The organism is Streptomyces inhibens, from assembly GCF_003389455.1.
Classification (GTDB): domain Bacteria; phylum Actinomycetota; class Actinomycetes; order Streptomycetales; family Streptomycetaceae; genus Streptomyces; species Streptomyces inhibens.
Map to the genome: position 1 here is coordinate 1 of NZ_QUAC01000441.1, position 16,278 is coordinate 16,278.

The window sequence follows — 16,278 nt, forward strand, 5'->3', positions numbered from 1 at the left end:
CCGGGGTGCGTGTGCACCCCGGCCGCCGCGGGTTCATTTTCCCGGGCCTGTGGGCCCGTTGAGCCGGCGCCCTGCCGGCTTCCTCGGCCCGCCGGGACGGCGGGTCCGCTCAGAGTTCGCGTGCCGGTCTCAGCAGCTGCGGTCGACGAGATCGAACGACTTGTAGTGGTCGGCGGTGTAGTAGTCCTCGTCCTGCTGCTCGCCGGCCACGATGCGACGCGCACCGCGGTCGGGCGAGCCCGGAGTGATGACGGTGAACTCGTGGTAGTAGCCGGTGCTCTGGGAGGGGAGGACGCCTTCGCGGTTGTCGAAGACCGTCCCGTCCTTCGGATACGGGTAGGGCCCGCCCTTCGCGATCAGGTCCAGGGTGTCGTGGGCCTGGGAGGGCAGTTTGGAGTAGCAGACGTTGCCGACGTCCTTGACGTGCACGGACGTGGCGTGCGCCGTCGCGGCGTACGAGGTGGCCGCAGGGGCCGTGGCGACGGCGGGTGTGGCGGCGACCGTGGTCCCGCCGATGAGAAGGGCCGATACGAGGGCGCCGGCGGCGCCGATCCTGGTGATCCGTGGGGGGATTCTCATGCCCTCCAGAATGACGCGCGTAGACATGGCCCTGTCAATGCCAAGGGGTGGAAGTTTCCCGGGAGTTCACAAGGTCGCCCCATTTGTTCAGCCGTCCCACCGGTGTCCGCGAGGGGGCATGATGAGCGGATAGATGATCACTGAATCCCCCTCACCGGAGGTTGCCCATGCAGGTCAAGGACTTCGATCACCTGGTGCTCAATGTCCAGGACATCGAGCGCGCGCTGGAGTTCTACTGCGGACCCCTCGGACTGGAGCCGGTCCGGGTGGACGAGTGGCGGGCCGGCGCGGCCCCGTTCCCGTCGGTGCGGGTCAGTCCGACCACGATCATCGATCTGATCAGCCGGCCGCGCGACGGGGCCGGCGAGTCCCGTGTGGACCACTTCTGTCTCGTCGTGGAACCGCTGGACTGGCAGGAGGTCGTCGACTCGGGCGCCTTCACCGTGCTGGAGGGGCCGGTCGGCCGTTACGGCGCGCGTGGCGAGGCGCAGTCGATCTACGTACAGGACCCGGACGGGAACACCGTCGAGCTGCGCTGGTACCCGGAGGACGCCGGGCGGTGAGGCCCGCTGCCGATCGACGACGGCCCGCCCTCCGCACCACCGGGCGGGCCTTTTGCCCGAGAGGCAAAATCTTTGCCTGAGAGGCGAGAGCTCGCTATACCGGGGATATGACCGAGCTCCCCGACGAGCCCTCCGGCGCACCGCCGGAGGAGCTGTCCACCGTCGCCCCGCGCCTGCGTGACCTGCGGCGACGCAGTGGCCTCACGCTGGAGTCCGCGGCCCGGCTGGTGGGTCTGTCGCCCGCCCATCTGTCGCGGCTGGAGACCAACCAGCGCCAGCCGTCGCTGCCGATGCTGCTGGCCCTCGCGCGTACGTACGGAACCACGGTATCCGACCTGCTCGGCGAGACGGCGCCGGAGCGGGACCCGATCGTGCGGGCCGGCCGTACGGAGCCGTCCGAGGCCGGCGGCTGGACGTACTGGCCCGTCGGCGGCGCCGGGCGGGCGATGCAGGCACTGCGGGTGCATGTGCCACAGCGGGCGCAGGGCGATCTGGTGCGGGTGCATCCGGGCGAGGAGTGGCTGTACGTCCTGAAGGGGCGGCTGCGGCTGACGCTCGGTGCGGCGGTGCATCTGCTGGACCCGGGGGACGCGGCGCACTTCGACTCGCTCACCCCGCACCGGATCGCCGCCGCCTCACCGGGCGGGACCGACCTGTTGTTCGTACACACGCTGCTGCAGAGCGGCGCCGCCGAGCTGTGCCTGGGCGACGACGCCGTGCGCCGCGGGCTGTGAGCCCGGGCGCCGCATTGAGGGAAGGACCGTACGACGTGCCCGATCAGACCACTCCTTTGTCACCCGATGTGTCACCCGAGCCGCTCCCGGAGACGACGCCCGCGCGGAAGTACGTCGAGAACAAGCCACCCCGTGGGCTGTATGTGCGGGTGTTCATCTACGTCGTCGCGACGCATGTGCTGCTGGCCTTCATGAGCCTGCTGGTGATCATCGCCAAGACGCGCTGACACCGCGCGGCGGGTGCAACGTCCATCCATCGGGTCCGAAAGTCCATTGCCCCGGCACGGCGAGCGGGTGAAGCCTGCTGCCGCGCAGCGCACGCACCGCACGCGTCGCTGAACCTCGCTGCACCGAGGAGGACCCAAGGATGCACCGTAAGCGCACCGCGTCGGCCACCGCGCTGGCCCTGGCTCTCGCCGTGATCCCCCTGACGGGCATGGCGGGGCCGCCCGGCGCCACCGGGCCCGCGGGCCGTGAAGCCACCCGGGACAGCCCCGGAGCCGCTGGTTCCGGCTCCGCCGTCTCCCCCACCCCGCAGTCCGTCCGCAGTCGCTCCGACCGGGTCACCGTCACCCCGTCCGTGACCGTCGTCGCCGCCCCGAAGGCCGACGCCGCAGCCCTGGCGCTCGTCGAGAAGTCGCTCAAGGAGGCCGGCGCGGACCGGGTCGTACGGGCCGGGCGGGCGCCGGGCGGCAAGCAGCTGACGGTGTACGTGGACGGGACGGGCGCGGCCCGGACGCTGCGGGAGCTGGGCGCCCGGGGCACCGACGGGCTGCCGGCCGAGGGCTATGCGCTGGCTGTCGGCGAGGGGCGGATCGCGCTGTCCGGCAAGGACGTCACCGGCACCTACTACGCCGCGCAGTCGCTGCGCCAGCTGCTGCCGCACCGCGAGCGGCCCGGGGCCCAGGTGCGCGGCACCGTCGTACGGGACTGGCCGGCCACCCCGCTGCGCGGTGTCATCGAGGGCTTCTACGGCACCCCTTGGTCGCACCGGGCCCGCCTTGACCAGCTCGACTTCTACGGCGCGCACAAGATGAACCTCTACGTCTACTCGCCGAAGGACGATGCCTACTTGCGGGAGAAGTGGCGCGACCCCTATCCCGCCGAGCAGCTCACGCAGATCAAGGAGCTGGTGGACCGGGCGCGGGCGCGGCATGTGGAGTTCACCTATGCGCTCTCGCCCGGACTGTCCGTCTGCTACAGCTCGGACGCCGACCTCAAGGCGCTGACCGCCAAGTTCCAGACCCTGTGGGACATCGGCGTACGTACCTTCGCGGTGCCGCTGGACGACATCAGCTATACGGACTGGAACTGCGCGGCCGACAAGGACACGTTCGGGACCGGCGGCGGGGCGGCGGGTACGGCGCAGGCGCATCTCCTGAACCGCGTCAACCAGGAGTTCATCGCCAAGCATCCGGGCGCCGAGCCGCTGCAGATGGTGCCGACCGAGTACTACGACGTGAAGCCGTCGCCGTACAAGAAGGCGCTGGCCACCCAGCTGGACGGGAACGTACTGGTGGAGTGGACGGGCGTGGGCGTGATCGCGCCGACGATGACCGTCGCCCAGGCCCGGCAGGCGCGGGAGGTCTTCGGGCACCAGATCCTGACCTGGGACAACTACCCGGTCAACGACTATGTGACCAACCGGCTGCTGCTCGGGCCGTTCAACGGCCGCGAGAAGGGGCTGCCGGAGCAGCTGGCGGGCATCACCGCCAACCCGATGATCCAGCCCGCCGCGTCCAAGATCGCGCTGCACACGGTGGCCGACTACGCCTGGAACGACCGGGCCTACGACGCCCGGGCCTCCTGGGGCGCCGCGATCGAGGAGCTGGCCGGAGGTGACGCCCGTACGACGCGGGCGCTGCGGGCCTTCGCGGACGCCAACTACTCCTCCTCGCTCAACCCGCAGCAGGCACCCGAACTCGCCGCTGCCATCAAGGAGTTCGGCACGAGCGGGGACGCGCGACGGCTCGATGCGACACTGCGCGGCCTCCAGGACGCGCCGGCGGTGCTGCGCGACCGTCTGGCCGACCGGGGATTCCTCGACGACGGCGAGCCGTGGCTGGACGCGACCCACGCCTGGGGTGTCGCGGCGCGTACCGCCCTCCGGCTGATCGAGGCGACCAAGGCGGGCGATGACGCGAAGGCCTGGCAACTACGGCAGCGCATCCCGGAGTTGGTACGGAGCGCCAAGTCCTTCGTCTATGTCGACATGACGGGGAAGAAGATCCCGGTGCTGGTGGCCGACGGTGTGCTGGACACCTTCGTCGAGGATGCGGTGGCCGCGCACGACAGGGCGCTGGGCATCACCGGCCGCCCCAAGGGGTCGACGGATCTCTCCGTCTATCAGGACAACGCGGTCTCCCGGATGACCGATGGCGATGACGCCACGTACTTCTGGAGCGGCGCGGCGCCCCAGGCCGGTTCGTACGTCGAGCTGGATCTGCATGCCGAGCGCCCGCTGGGCACCGTCACCCTGGCCATGGCCAAGACCGGCAGCCCGGACGACTATCTGCAGCACGGCGTCCTGGAGTACTCCTCGGACCACAAGAACTGGCAGCGGCTGGCCACCTTCGACGGCAAGGCCGAGGTGAGCGTCGATCCGCCGGCCGGCACCAAGGCCCGGTACCTCCGCGCCCGGGCCACGCAGGCGCAGGACAACTGGCTGGTGGTACGGGAGTTCACGGTCGCCGGTTCCGATCGGACGACGGCGGCCGGCGGCCCGCCCGCCGCGGAGGGCAGCGCGCTGCGGTCCGCGGTGGACGGCGACCCCGCGACCGCCTACCGGGCGGCGCGCGCGGCGCACCCCGGCGAGGCGCTGGAGTGCACACCGGACACCCCCCGTACGGCACGCTCCGTGACCGTACTGCGGCCCCAGGGCGCACCGGCCGGAGCGGCGAAGGTCGAGGTCCGTACGGGCGGCGCCTGGCACACGCTCGGCACGCTGTCCGGCGCCTATACGCGCCTGGCGGCGGGCGAGGGCGCGATCGAGAACGTACGGCTGACATGGCGGGCCGGGTCGGCGGCACCCGAGGTCAATGAGGTGATCCTGCACTGAGTCCACAGACTGCTACCGGCCCTCGCCGGCGTGAGCCCAGGGTCTCGGCAACGTGGCGCGTTTTGTGATCACGTGAGTCCGAGGAGCGCGAGGGGCCGGCGGAGGTCGCGGGCATTGCGGCGGAGGGCTGCGGCCGATGTTGGTTGGTGGCCCCGGCCGGTAAGCCACCGGCAGACAGCCCGGTCCAGTGCGTCGGCGTCGACGCGTGCGAGAACTCGGCGAATGGTGGCCTCGTCCGGGACCCGACAGCGCCCGGCCAGTACGTCGGACTGCGGCCCCGGCGATCCGCCCGAGGCCGGGCGGGCGGGCCGCAGTTACCCGTGTGCGACGGTGGGCGGTTGTTCATCGGCGCGATCGGCGAGTGCTCGCAGTTCGTTGGCGTACGTGGCCCAGATGTCGCGGGCGAGGAAGTGGCCGACGCCCGGCAGGGTGCGCAGGCGGGCGCCGGGGACGGCGGCCGTGATGTCGCGCGCGGCCGCCACGCGCAGCAGCGGGTCGTGCTCGCCGTGCAGCACCAGGGTCGGCGCGGCGATCCGGGCGAGCGGCCCACCGTGCCATGTCGCGCCGATCTGGCGGCCCTGTGCCTTCCGGTCGCGGAAGCTGGCGACCTGGTTCGCGGTCTCCTTTTGCACGAACTCGCGCACATCGCGCTCGTCGATGTGCTGGCCGGGCGAGGCCAGGATGCGGGCGACGGCTACGGCCAGGGCCAGATTGCCCTGCGGGGTCTCGGGGTGGTGCAGCCGGGCGAAGCGGGGCAGGGGCGCCAAGCGCAGATAACGCAGGACGCTCAGGCCTTTTGCGTCGCTGGGCACGGCCGAGGAGGTGGTGAGGGTCTGCACCCGCTCCGGGTGGCGGATCGCGGTGCGCTGTGCCACGAGCCCGCCCATGGAGTAACCGAAGAGGTGGGCCCGTTCCCAGCCGAGGGCATCGAGAACGGCGACCGCGTCGTCCGTCAGGTCCTCGGCGCTGTAGGCCGGGGCCGCGCGGCGCAGCAGGGCCGAGAGCGGCGAGCCGACACGCCGGTCGGGCAGGCGGGTGGACTGGCCTGCGTCGCGTTGGTCGTAGGCCACCACGTGGAAACGACGGCGCACGAGTTCACCGACCAGCCCGTCCGGCCACCAGAACCGCGTGGTCCCCAGTCCCGTCACCAGCAGCAGGGGGTCGCCGCCCGCCCCGCCCAGGTCCTCGAAGGCGATCTGGATCCTGCCGTTGTGCGCGAAGCGTGTCATCACAACCTCCATTTGCAAACGACGTTCGCGAACACCGTATGCAAATGGGTAGGCTGGCGGCAACACGGGAGGCGGCAGTGGCAGCACGGAAAGAACCGGTCATCTGGATGCGGCCGGAGCAGGCCCCGGTCGGACGGCCGGCCGAGCGCAGCCGCGCCGAGATCACCACTGCCGCGGTGGAACTGGCCGACCAGGAGGGCATCGAGGCCGTCTCCATGCGCCGCGTCGCCGCGGCCCTAGGCACCGGCGCCGCCTCGCTCTACCGCTACGTGGCCACCCGCGACGATCTGCTCGACCTGATGACCGACAGCACCGCGGCCGCATACGACCTGCCCGCACCCAGCGGCGACTGGCAGGCCGACCTGCTCGAAATCGCCCGCCAGGCCCAGCGGATCATGCGACGCCACCCCTGGTTGCCGACCCTGGTCATCACCCGCCCCGCGCTCGGCCCGAACGGAATCGACCTGCTCGAGCACCTACTCGACGTACTCGCCGACCATCCGGCCGAGCCCGCTCGTAAACTCGAAGCCTTCGCCTTGCTCAACGCCCTGACCGCGCTGTCCGTCCAGAACGAATCGGCCGCCACGAACCCGGGCGCCCAGCGCCAATCTGTCTATCTGCGCCACGTGGCCACCGCCGGCACCCACCCACGCATCGCCGCCTTGCTCGCCGCCACCTCACCCGACGAGGCCCCCGACGACCAGTTCGCCACCGTACTCACCCGCGCCCTGACCGGCGTACTGGGCTGACGCCGCGACAGCCCGGCAACACGACCACAAGCACAAGCACACCGATCGATCCCGCCCACACCACGCCAGCCAGATCATCCGAAACCTGGCACCATGCGACTTCGCCGAAGCCAGCCTCTGGGTGTGAGCCGACATCAGGGCCGGACCCGGCAGTCAGGCGGCACCTGTTGAACGGGAGAGGTTGTCCGGCGTCAAAGTTGGAAATATGAACGACGATCGTCGCTCGCCCCTCAACTTTATGGCGCCCAGGGCGACTCACAGTGGGATACTGGACAACAAAGGTATCCCTCCGTCGGGGGCGCAGCTCTTCGCTGCAAGATGAGCGACGAGAGATGATCCCGATGAACGTGCGTCACGCTTCTCCTGCGGCAGCCGGTCAAAATATGCTGCACCACACCTCGCGCGCGGTGGCATTGACATTCGCCGTAGTGCTCTTTGCCCTGCTGCTGGCAAACCTCGCCTACAACTTCATGAGCCCGGGCGGTGGTTTGGACACACCCCAGCTGACGATTCTCGGTGCACTGTTCCTGGCCTGCGTCATCATTTCCACCGACGCGCTGACCGAGCTCTCGTTCGGCCCACTCAAAGCCAGGTGGAAAATCGACGAACTGGAACGCAAGGTTTGCGCGCTGCAACTTGCGGTTGGCGCCATCGTCACCAGCTATGAGCGCGAACACCTGAAAAAGCTCATCGGTAAGGGAAGTGACTACGTCACCTTTCAGTGGTCGCTGTACCACGAGCTGGAGCGTCTGCTGGCTCTGGGGTATATCACTCCAGCCGACCGGGAGCGCGGTCTGCGGTCGATCCGGGATATTTCCGGAGAGCAGGACGGCTATGCATTCCACCTCAGGGACCATGTGGAAATCACCCCGGTCGGCGAAGACTATCTCGACCTCTACAAAGAATGGTTCGAAGCAGATACGCAGCAACAGGCTTAAGGGCCCCCGATGCCGTGATGGTGCGTGCCGGCACCCTCTTGTTCCCGGCGCGCCGCGTCATCGTGCCCTCGGTCTCCGTCGCGCGTCCTAATCTGAGGCTCCGGCCGTAGTCCTGGCGCCCCACCCGGAGGAGACCGACCCCATGGCCCGACCCGCCCCCGATGCCCCTCGTCCGACCGCGGCCGCCGTGCTCGACGAGGCGGTCCGTGCGCTCGCCCCGGACCGTGACGCCAACCCGCTGGTCGCGCGGATCGAGGCGGGCGAGGCGCCGCGCTCGGTGTTCGCCACCTTCGCCCTCGAACAGCACCAGGTGATCACCGCCGACCGCCTCAGCTTCCAGCATCTGGCGCGCCGGGCGGACGGTGACCCGCCCGTGGCCGACTTCTTCGATCTGCTCGCCCAGGGAGAGGCGCTGGCGCTGGCGCAGCTGGCCGGGCTGACCGAGGCCTGTGAGCTGACCGAGCGGGACATCACCGGCTACCGGCCGCGGCCCGGCTGCCAGGCCTACCCCTCCTACGCGGCGCGGCTCGCCCTCGGCGCCCAGCCGACCGATGTGGCGATCGCGCTGACCGCCAACTTCGCGGCCTGGGGCGGCTATTGCGCGACCGTCGAGGCCGCGATGCGCGACCACTACGGGTTTCCCGACGCGGCCTGCGAGTTCTTCGCCGAACCGGCGTCGGCCGTCGAGGAGCATGCGCGCGCGGCGGTACAGCACGGCCTCGACACCGGCCAGGCGCAGCCGGCCGCGGCGCACCGCTACGGCCGTCTCCTCCAGGCGTACGAACTCATGTTCTGGAACTCCGTCGCCGACTGATCCGGCCTGGCGGCCCGCGGCCCGCCGGTGCCTGCTCTTGGCCAGCAGCTCACCGTCGCCGGCGGTGTGGGGTTCGGTGACCGGGCCCGGTCCCGGTGGCGTCGGCGGTTCGCCGGAGCCACCGGGGCCGGTCTGCGTCAGCCGCCCAACTCCTCGTAGCGGGCGGCAAGTTGGCGGGCGCCCTGCTCGGTGAGTGAGCCGTGCAGCCGCAGCCGGGCGATGCCGCCGTCCGGGAAGATGTCGATCCGGACGTGGGTGACGGCGGGGGCATCGTCCAGCAGGAAGCGGTGGACGGTGTCGGGCTGCAGGCGGGTACGGGGCAGGAGTTCGGTCCAGTCGCCGCTTTCGCCGTCGCGTCCGAACAGGGCGGCCCAGCCTGCCGAGTTGCCCTTGAGGTAACCGGTGTCGATCTCCACCGCGCGGATCACGGACTGCTCGGTGAGGCGGTAGCGGACCCAGTCGTTGCCGGTGCCGCGGCGGCGCCGGGTCTCCCAGCCGTCGTCCATCTTGCGGGAGCGGCCCGGCTGGATGGTGTGGGTGGGCGAGGAGTAGAAGCGGTCCGACGCGTCCTCGACCTGGCCGCCGTTCTCCAGTGCGGCGACGTCGAAGGTGCCCAGCGCGGCGAGCCAGTGGGGTGCCGGGACGACCTCGCCGTGGACGCGGAGGCGGGCCACGCCACCGTCGGGGTGCTGGTTGAGACGCAGATGGGTGAAGCGGCGCCCGGCCGTGACCGCGAAGCCGTTGGCGGCGTGTCCGCCGATGGCGGTGCGCGGGACGAGGGGCGTCCACAGGACGTCGTCGGCGAAGAGTTCGGCGGGCGAGGGGGCGCCCTCGACGCAGGCGCCCTCGACGCTGACGGACTGCGGGTAGTTGCCGCGGAAGTGCGCGGTGTCGACGATGATGCCGTGGATCACGCCGGGTGCGCCGAGGCGGATCAGCGCCCAGTCGTGGTCCTCGTCCGTCGGGAACGGGTGTTCGCCGTCGGTGCCGCGCCGGCGGCGGGTCTCCCAGCCGTCCATGATCTTGCCCTTGTGGCCGAAGGCCTCGGGGTCGAAGTGGGCGGGCTCGGGCGTCAGGAGGTTCTCCCGCTCGGCGAAGAACTCGTCGTTGGCGGCGAGTACGCCCGCGCCGAGCCGGCGGTCGGCGAGGTCGGGGAGGTGGGTGAAGGGGAAGCCGGCCGGTCCGGGGGTGCGGTAGTCGGCGTACGGGTCGCCGCCCGCGTAGGGGCCGGCGTCGCCGGTGTAGCGGGGTATGTCGGCGGTGGTCATGCGGGGTGCGGCCTTTCGAGCAGCTCGCCGGTGGGCTCGGCGAGGGTGGCGCCGTCGTTGATCTGCCGGCCGCGCAGCCAGGTGGACCGTACGACGCCGTACAGGGTCTTCCCGGCGTACGCGGTGATCTTGTTGCGGTGCTGGAGGGCCTGCGGATCGACGGTGAAGGTCTCCTCGGGCGCGAGGACCGCGAAGTCGGCGTCCCGGCCGGGCTCGATGGCGCCCTTCTGGCCGAGGCCGACCAGCGCCGCCGGGGCGGTGGCCATCCAGCGCACGACATCGTCGAGGGAGTGGCCGCGCTCGCGGGCCGCGGTCCAGATGGCGGGCAGGCCGAGCTGGAGGGAGGAGATGCCGCCCCAGGCCGCGCCGAAGTCGGCGGTCTTCAGGTCGGCGGTGGAGGGCGAGTGGTCGGAGACGATGCAGTCGATGGTGCCGTCGGCCAGCCCCTCCCACAGTGCGTCCTGGTTGGCGGCCTCGCGGATCGGCGGGCAGCACTTGAACTCCGTCGCGCCGTCCGGGATGTCCTCGGCGACCAGGGTCAGGAAGTGCGGGCAGGACTCGACGGTGATCTTGACGCCCTCGCGCTTGGCGGCGGCGATCAGCGGCAGCGCGTCGCTGGAGGACAGATGCAGGACGTGTACTCGCGCGCCCAGCCGCTTGGCGAGAGCGATCAGCCCGGCGATGGCGTCGTTCTCGGAGATCCGGGGGCGGGAGGCGAGGAAGTCGGCGTACTTGGGGCCGTGCGGCTCGGGTGCCTCCTCCAGGTGGCTCGGGTCCTCGGCGTGCACGATCAGCAGACCGTCGAAGCCGGCGATCTCGCCCAGGGCGGCGGCCAGTTGCTCCTGGTCGACCTCGGGGAACTCGTCCACGCCGGAGGGCGACAGAAAGCACTTGAAGCCGAAGACCCCGGCGTCGTGGAGCGGGCGCAGGTCCTTGACGTTGCCGGGGATGGCGCCGCCCCAGAAGCCGACGTCGATATGGGCCTTGCTGCGGGCGACCTCGCGCTTGGTGTCGAGGTGGGCCGCCGTCGTGGTGGGCGGGAGGCTGTTGAGCGGCATGTCCACGAGGGTGGTGATACCGCCGGCCGCGGCCGCGCGGGTGGCCGTCCAAAAGCCCTCCCACTCGGTGCGGCCGGGGTCGTTGACATGGACGTGGGTGTCGACGAGGCCGGGCAGCAGGACGTCGTCACCGAAGTCCCAGGCCCGCGCCCCGGCCGGGGCCTCGGCGTCGTGCGGGAGCACCGCGGCGATCCTGCCGTCCTTGACGGTGACGGTCGCGGCGCGCGTGCCCTGCGGGGTGACGACGCGCGTGGAGCGCAGCACCAGCTCTATTTCGGACACCCAGTCCCCTCCTCGTATCGTGTCTTCATCGTTGCCCGACGGCGCACGGGACGCACGGCCGCCCAGGGCCGGACGTCCACAGCGCGGATTCCCCATCGGAGCGACATGCGGAATTCAACAGTCTGTTGAATGAGTCTTCACTCCGGACCCCGGCCCGTCAAGACCCCTTGGCCGGCACCGGCGCGGCGATCACCCCGGGCCCCTCGGGCATCCCGGGCTCCTCCCCCACAGCGGCCCTGACCTGCGACGGGATGATGTCCTCGGGGATCGGACCGGCGCCCGCTGCGGCCCGGTCACGGCCGGAGACCAGGACGTAGAGCGCGCCGGAGAGCGCCATTCCGAAGATCCAGGAGAACGGCGCCACCGCGTCGAAGACCGGGACCAGGGCGAGCGCGGCGGAGACCGCGGCGGCCGGCAGGAAGGCGATCACGGCCTTGGGATTGAAGCCCTTGCGGTAGAAGTACGCGCCCTCGGCGTCGGCCGAGAACAGCGCATCGACATCGATCCGGCCACGGCGCACCAGGTAGTAGTCGACGAGAAGAATCGCCACCAGGGGGCCGAGGAAGGCGCCCAGCGCCCCCAGGAAGTACTGGATCACCAGCGCCGAGGAGTACAGCTTCCAGGGCATGACGACGATGGCCAGCACCGCGGTGATCATGCCGCCGCGCTTGAAGTCCAGATACTTGGGCGCGAGGTTGGCGAAGTCGTAGGCGGGCGAGACGAAGTTGGCGACGACATTGATGCCGATGGTGGCGACGATGAAGGCCAGCGCGCCGACGACGGTGACCACCGGATTGTCGATCTTCTGGATCACCTTCACCGGGTCGTAGATCGCCTCACCGAAGACCGAGATGGTGCCCGCGGTGACCAGCACCGCGACCACCGCGAAGGCGGTGAAGTTCACCGGCAGCCCGATGAGATTGCCGCGCCGGTAGGAGCGGTGGTCGGGCGTGAAGCGGGCGAAGTCGGCGTAGTTGAGGACCAGGGTCAGGAAGGTGGCGACGGTCAGACTGACCGCGATCAGGCTCTGCTCGACCTGCGCGGGGCCGCTGAGGCCGGTGATGCTACGGGTCAGCGAGATATCGCCGCCGGCCTTGACGACCAGATACACCGCGAGCGCGAGCACGACGAGCCAGACCACCGGGCCGGTCGCGAAGTCCTGGACCTTGCGGATGAACTCCATTCCGCGGGTCAGCAGGACGGCCTGTAGCGCCCACATCACCATGAACGCGATCCAGCCCAGGGTGGACAGGCCCAGCACCGAGTTGTGGTGGTAGGTGTCCAGGCCGGGTGCGAGCTGCAGCGTCAGCAGGACCACCGCGGTCGAGGCCAGCCAGGTCTGGATGCCGTACCAGGCCACGGCCATGATCGCGCGCAGCAGCGCGGGGATGTTGGCGCCGTACACGCCCCAGCTGGCGCGGGCGAGCACCGGGTAGGGGACGCCGGTGCGGTGGCCGGCATGGCCCATGCGGTTCATCAGGACGTAGACGATCGAGATGCCGGCCAGCAGCGAGAGAAACACCTCCCAGGCCGGCAGGCCGAGCACGAACAGGCTGGCGGCGAAGGCGTAGTTGCTGATCGCGTGGGTGTCGGACATCCACAGCGCAAAGATGCTGTACGTGCCCCATTTGCGCTCGGGGGCCGGTGCGAGGTCCTCGTTGAAGAGCCGCGGATCCGGCTGCGGGGGCTTCGGGGGTGTTGTCACGTGTCCTCCCAGGCAGGTTGGGTGGAGCTTAGGGACCAGTTGTCAGATGCCTGATGTCTGTGCGGAAAATTCGGTGTTACGTGCGGAGCCCTGAGCGCGCTCCAGGGGCAGATGTGCGCTCAGCGGCCAGCAGCCGATGGCCTTCGGGCGGGGTGGCGCGAAGCTGCGTCCCGTACTGGTCGTCAGCCCGAGGCCGACGACCGCCTCGGCGAACTTCACCGCCGCGGCGACCCCGTCCACCACGGGCAGTCCGAGCGCCGCGGCGACCTTCTCCTGGAGCCCGGCCATCCCGCCGCAGCCCAGGCAGATCACCTCGGCGCCGGCCCGGACCACCTCACGGGCGGTCTCGATGATCACCTCAACGGTGCGCTCCTCGTCCTGTTCCAGCTCCAGGACGCCGAGCCCGGTGCCACGGACGGCGGCGCAGCGCTGTAGCAGCCCGGCGGTCAGCAGCCGGTCCCGGATCTGCGGTACGGCCCGGTCGAGGGTGGTGACGATGCCGTAGGCGTGGCCGAGCATCATCGCCATCTGGGCGGCGCTCTCGGTGATGTCCAGTACGGGTACGTCGAGCAGCTCCTGGGCGCCCTCCCGGCCCGGCTCGCCGAAACCGGCCATGACCAGCGCGTCGAAGGGCGTATCGAGGGTGGCGAGGCGGTCCAGGACGGCCGCGGCGCTGAGATAGCCCTCGAAGTGGCCCTCGATGGACTCCGGTCCCCACAGGGGTTCGGTGGCAATGATCTCGGTGCCCGGCGCGGCGGCTGCGGTGGCGGTGACGCGGATCGAAGCGGTCATGGAAACCGTGGTGTTCGGGTTCATGACGAGAATGCGCATGACACTCCAGCGATTTGGAGGATTCCACAGAATGGATAGTAGGTTTCGCGTAGCAGAACGTAGCTATGGCCACTGGCACCGTCAAGAGATCGCGGCTAGGACTCTGCCCGGCGGCTCGTACCGTGGGACAAAGAGGGCCTGACCGGCGGGAACGAGTGTGCGAGACACCGTGTGTCAACGTAAGGGGACCGGTAGGCTGCTCCGGTCGGGCCCGGCGCCCGCAAGTCCCAGCCGAGACCGATCTGACCCGCCCCGAAAGGAACGCGCCGTGCCGCCGTCCAGCGCCAGCACCTCCGCCGCCGAAGCCAAGCCCGCAGGCGCCAGCGGCGGCGTCCAGTCCCTTGAGCGCGCCTTCGACCTGCTGGAGCGGATGGCCGACGCCGGTGGCGAGGTCGGCCTGAGCGAGCTCTCAGTCAGCAGCGGCCTGCCGCTGCCCACCATCCACCGCCTGATGCGTACGCTCGTGGCCTGCGGCTACGTCCGCCAGCAGCCCAACCGCCGCTACGCACTCGGCCCCCGCCTGATCCGGCTCGGCGAGAGCGCCTCACGGCTGCTGGGCACCTGGGCCCGGCCGTTCCTGGCCCGCCTGGTCGAGGAGACCGGCGAGACCGCCAACATGGCGCTGCTAGACGGCGACGAGATCGTCTATGTCGCCCAGGTGCCGTCCCGGCACGCGGTGCGGATGTTCACCGAGGTCGGGCGCCGGGTGCTGCCGCACTCCACCGGTGTGGGCAAGGCCCTGCTGGCCAACCACCCGCCGGAGGAGGTCCGCGCGCTGCTCGGCCGTACGGGCATGCCCGCCGCGACCGAGAAGACGATCACCGACCCGGACCGCTTCCTGGAGGCGCTCGCCGACGTCCGCCGGCTCGGCTACGCGGTCGACGACAACGAGCAGGAGATCGGTGTCCGCTGCCTCGCGGTGCCTGTGCCCAACTCCCCCACCTCGGCGGCGATCTCCATCTCCGGCCCGACCGGCCGCGTGACGGAGGCCTCGACCGACAAGATCGTGCCGGTGCTGCAGGACGTCGCGGCGCAGCTGTCGGTGGCGCTCGCCAACCAGACGCCGGCGTAGCGGAGACGCACCGCGCAGTACGCCAATGGGTCGGGAGCCGCGTACGTCCCCGGTCCGCGCGCCGGGTCCAAGCTCCGGACGCCGGGTCACGCGACCGGCCCCCGCGCCGGGTGTCCGCGCCGCGCTCCTGGTCACCGGCCGCGCGGCAGCTTGCCGAAGCGGTCGATGCCCTCGCGTACCTCCGTCAGCGCGGGCGACAGCGCGCTCACCGAGCCGACCGCGCCGGCGATCAGCAGCAACGAGCGGCGCAGCCGGGGCACTTCCGGCATCCCATGGCTCACCATCGCGTCCAATGCGGCCAGCTCGTCGTCGGCGACCGCCCGGTCCGGTAACTCCCCTGGAAGCACGGCCAGTTGACGGCGCAGCCGGGCCACCGCCCCGCGCAGCTCCTGGACACGTGGATCACGCTCGACCCCGGTCACTCGTCCGTCCCTCTGCAGCTGTTCCACAACGACGGCGTCCTCCAAGGCCGTGCCGTTCCGCAATGCGGGACAGTTAACGCCACTCTGCGCTGATCGCGCCATACGGAGAGCGAAAAAATCGGATCACCGGGGGGATCCGGCCGCCGTCGCCGCGGGAAGCGGCAGGGGCCCGTCCGGAAGGACGGGCCCCGCGCCTCAGGAATCCTGCTTGGTCAGGAGTCCTGCTTGGGCTGCACCGCGTTGCGCCACACCCGCACATCGACGGTCATGTAGCTGCTGGGGCCCGACTTCGGCGAGTAGCCCTTCAAAGTGATCAGCGCGACATGGCCGTAGTTGGTGGTCAGGCACATCTGCGCGCCCTTGGTGAGCTGCTTGGTCAGAATGGTCTCGGTGAACCGGGTGTCACTCCGGCAGGTGTCGAGCGAGCCCTCCTGGCCGGCGTCGAGCAGCACCAGCTTGCCGGTCTCGGTGTCGACCTGGTCGTCCGAGTAGTTGTTGTCCGTGTACTGGAAGTCGGCGTTCGTGTCGTTGTCCGAGTTGGTCGGCTTGACCGGCTCGTCGGACAGCGACAGGTGGTACTCGTCGGGCAGGTTGATGTTCTTGTAGTCGACCGGAGTCGGGTCCTGCGCCGGGGTGGCGGGGGCGCTGCTCTCGTCTCCACCGGGGCTCGCCGTCGGGTCCTCGCTGGGCGACGGCGAAGCGTCGCTGTTCTTGGCCTTCTTGTTGTCGGCGGCCTGGTTGTTCTTCTTCTGACCGTCGTCCTTCATGAAGGCGTAGACGAGACCGCCGCCGGCGCCCGCGAAGGCCAGCAGGCCGACCAGCACCAGGGCGGTGACCAGGCCCTTGCGCTTCTTCTTCGGCGGCTGCGGGGCCGGCGCCGCGGCCATCGGGCCGGTGGCCGTCAGTCCGGTGGCACCCGGGCCGCCGGCCATCGGCACGGCCGGCGCGGTCGGCGCATAGGCCGCGGGCCCGAAGC

Annotated in this window: 15 protein-coding genes and 1 pseudogene; 8 read left to right on the plus strand and 8 right to left on the minus strand. The window is 70.6% G+C overall.

Annotated features, from left to right (window positions below):
• Positions 1-129: 129 nt before the first annotated feature.
• Entirely contained in the window at positions 130-579 is a 450-nt protein-coding gene (locus DY245_RS38150; RefSeq protein ID WP_128511686.1) for a ribonuclease domain-containing protein, read from the minus strand.
• A gap of 167 nt (positions 580-746) precedes the next feature.
• On the opposite strand from DY245_RS38150, the gene DY245_RS38155 reads away from it, so the two are divergent.
• From DY245_RS38155 to DY245_RS38170, 4 genes are all read left to right on the plus strand, one after another.
• Positions 747-1,142 carry a VOC family protein gene (locus tag DY245_RS38155; RefSeq protein WP_128511687.1) on the plus strand — a complete coding sequence of 132 codons (396 nt, stop codon included), beginning with the start codon at positions 747-749 and terminating at the stop codon, positions 1,140-1,142.
• Between the two features lie 107 nt (positions 1,143-1,249).
• Entirely contained in the window at positions 1,250-1,876 is a 627-nt protein-coding gene (locus DY245_RS38160) for a helix-turn-helix domain-containing protein (RefSeq protein ID WP_128511688.1), read from the plus strand.
• Positions 1,877-1,911: 35 nt separating this feature from the next.
• A complete protein-coding gene (locus DY245_RS38165; protein WP_128511689.1) occupies positions 1,912-2,103 on the plus strand; it encodes a DUF6126 family protein in 192 nt (63 codons plus the stop codon).
• A gap of 140 nt (positions 2,104-2,243) precedes the next feature.
• Entirely contained in the window at positions 2,244-4,934 is a 2,691-nt protein-coding gene (locus tag DY245_RS38170) for a glycoside hydrolase family 84 protein (RefSeq protein WP_128511690.1), read from the plus strand.
• Positions 4,935-5,248: 314 nt separating this feature from the next.
• Here DY245_RS38170 and DY245_RS38175 read toward each other — a convergent pair whose 3' ends face one another.
• Positions 5,249-6,163 carry an alpha/beta fold hydrolase gene (locus DY245_RS38175; protein ID WP_128511691.1) on the minus strand — a complete coding sequence of 305 codons (915 nt, stop codon included), beginning with the start codon at positions 6,161-6,163 and terminating at the stop codon, positions 5,249-5,251.
• A 77-nt stretch (positions 6,164-6,240) separates the two neighbouring features.
• Between DY245_RS38175 and DY245_RS38180 the strand changes: the two genes are divergently transcribed.
• The 3 genes from DY245_RS38180 to DY245_RS38190 all read left to right on the plus strand — a co-directional run bounded on the left by DY245_RS38180 (position 6,241) and on the right by DY245_RS38190 (position 8,664).
• A complete protein-coding gene (locus DY245_RS38180; RefSeq protein ID WP_128511692.1) occupies positions 6,241-6,912 on the plus strand; it encodes a TetR/AcrR family transcriptional regulator in 672 nt (223 codons plus the stop codon).
• Positions 6,913-7,244: 332 nt separating this feature from the next.
• Positions 7,245-7,850 carry a hypothetical protein gene (locus tag DY245_RS38185; protein ID WP_128511693.1) on the plus strand — a complete coding sequence of 202 codons (606 nt, stop codon included), beginning with the start codon at positions 7,245-7,247 and terminating at the stop codon, positions 7,848-7,850.
• Positions 7,851-7,992: 142 nt separating this feature from the next.
• The gene (locus DY245_RS38190) at positions 7,993-8,664 is read left to right on the plus strand and encodes a thiaminase II/PqqC family protein (protein WP_128511694.1); all 672 of its coding nucleotides are present in this window, start codon (positions 7,993-7,995) and stop codon (positions 8,662-8,664) included.
• A gap of 137 nt (positions 8,665-8,801) precedes the next feature.
• Here DY245_RS38190 and alc read toward each other — a convergent pair whose 3' ends face one another.
• The 4 genes from alc to DY245_RS38210 form a co-directional block, all read right to left on the minus strand.
• Positions 8,802-9,932: an allantoicase gene (gene alc / locus DY245_RS38195; protein WP_128511695.1), complete on the minus strand. Its 1,131-nt coding sequence runs from the start codon at positions 9,930-9,932 to the stop codon at positions 8,802-8,804.
• Positions 9,929-11,272, minus strand: a complete 1,344-nt coding sequence (gene allB / locus DY245_RS38200; RefSeq protein ID WP_128511696.1) for an allantoinase AllB — start codon at positions 11,270-11,272, stop codon at positions 9,929-9,931. Before allB ends, alc begins: the two co-directional genes overlap by 4 nt.
• A gap of 157 nt (positions 11,273-11,429) precedes the next feature.
• Positions 11,430-12,977 carry an NCS1 family nucleobase:cation symporter-1 gene (locus DY245_RS38205; protein WP_128511697.1) on the minus strand — a complete coding sequence of 516 codons (1,548 nt, stop codon included), beginning with the start codon at positions 12,975-12,977 and terminating at the stop codon, positions 11,430-11,432.
• A gap of 42 nt (positions 12,978-13,019) precedes the next feature.
• Positions 13,020-13,808 carry an aspartate/glutamate racemase family protein gene (locus DY245_RS38210; protein WP_128511698.1) on the minus strand — a complete coding sequence of 263 codons (789 nt, stop codon included), beginning with the start codon at positions 13,806-13,808 and terminating at the stop codon, positions 13,020-13,022.
• 268 nt (positions 13,809-14,076) lie between these two features.
• Here DY245_RS38210 and DY245_RS38215 point away from each other — a divergent pair, with 268 nt between their 5' ends.
• Positions 14,077-14,880 (plus strand): IclR family transcriptional regulator, encoded by an 804-nt coding sequence (locus DY245_RS38215; RefSeq protein ID WP_128511699.1) that lies wholly within the window; start codon positions 14,077-14,079, stop codon positions 14,878-14,880.
• 131 nt (positions 14,881-15,011) lie between these two features.
• Here the strand turns inward: DY245_RS38215 and DY245_RS38220 are convergent, their stop codons facing one another.
• Both DY245_RS38220 and DY245_RS38225 read right to left on the minus strand, forming a co-directional pair.
• Positions 15,012-15,302: a DUF5955 family protein gene (locus tag DY245_RS38220; protein WP_128511700.1), complete on the minus strand. Its 291-nt coding sequence runs from the start codon at positions 15,300-15,302 to the stop codon at positions 15,012-15,014.
• A 212-nt stretch (positions 15,303-15,514) separates the two neighbouring features.
• A pseudogene (locus DY245_RS38225) lies at positions 15,515-16,278 on the minus strand (serine/threonine protein kinase); the annotation flags it as partial.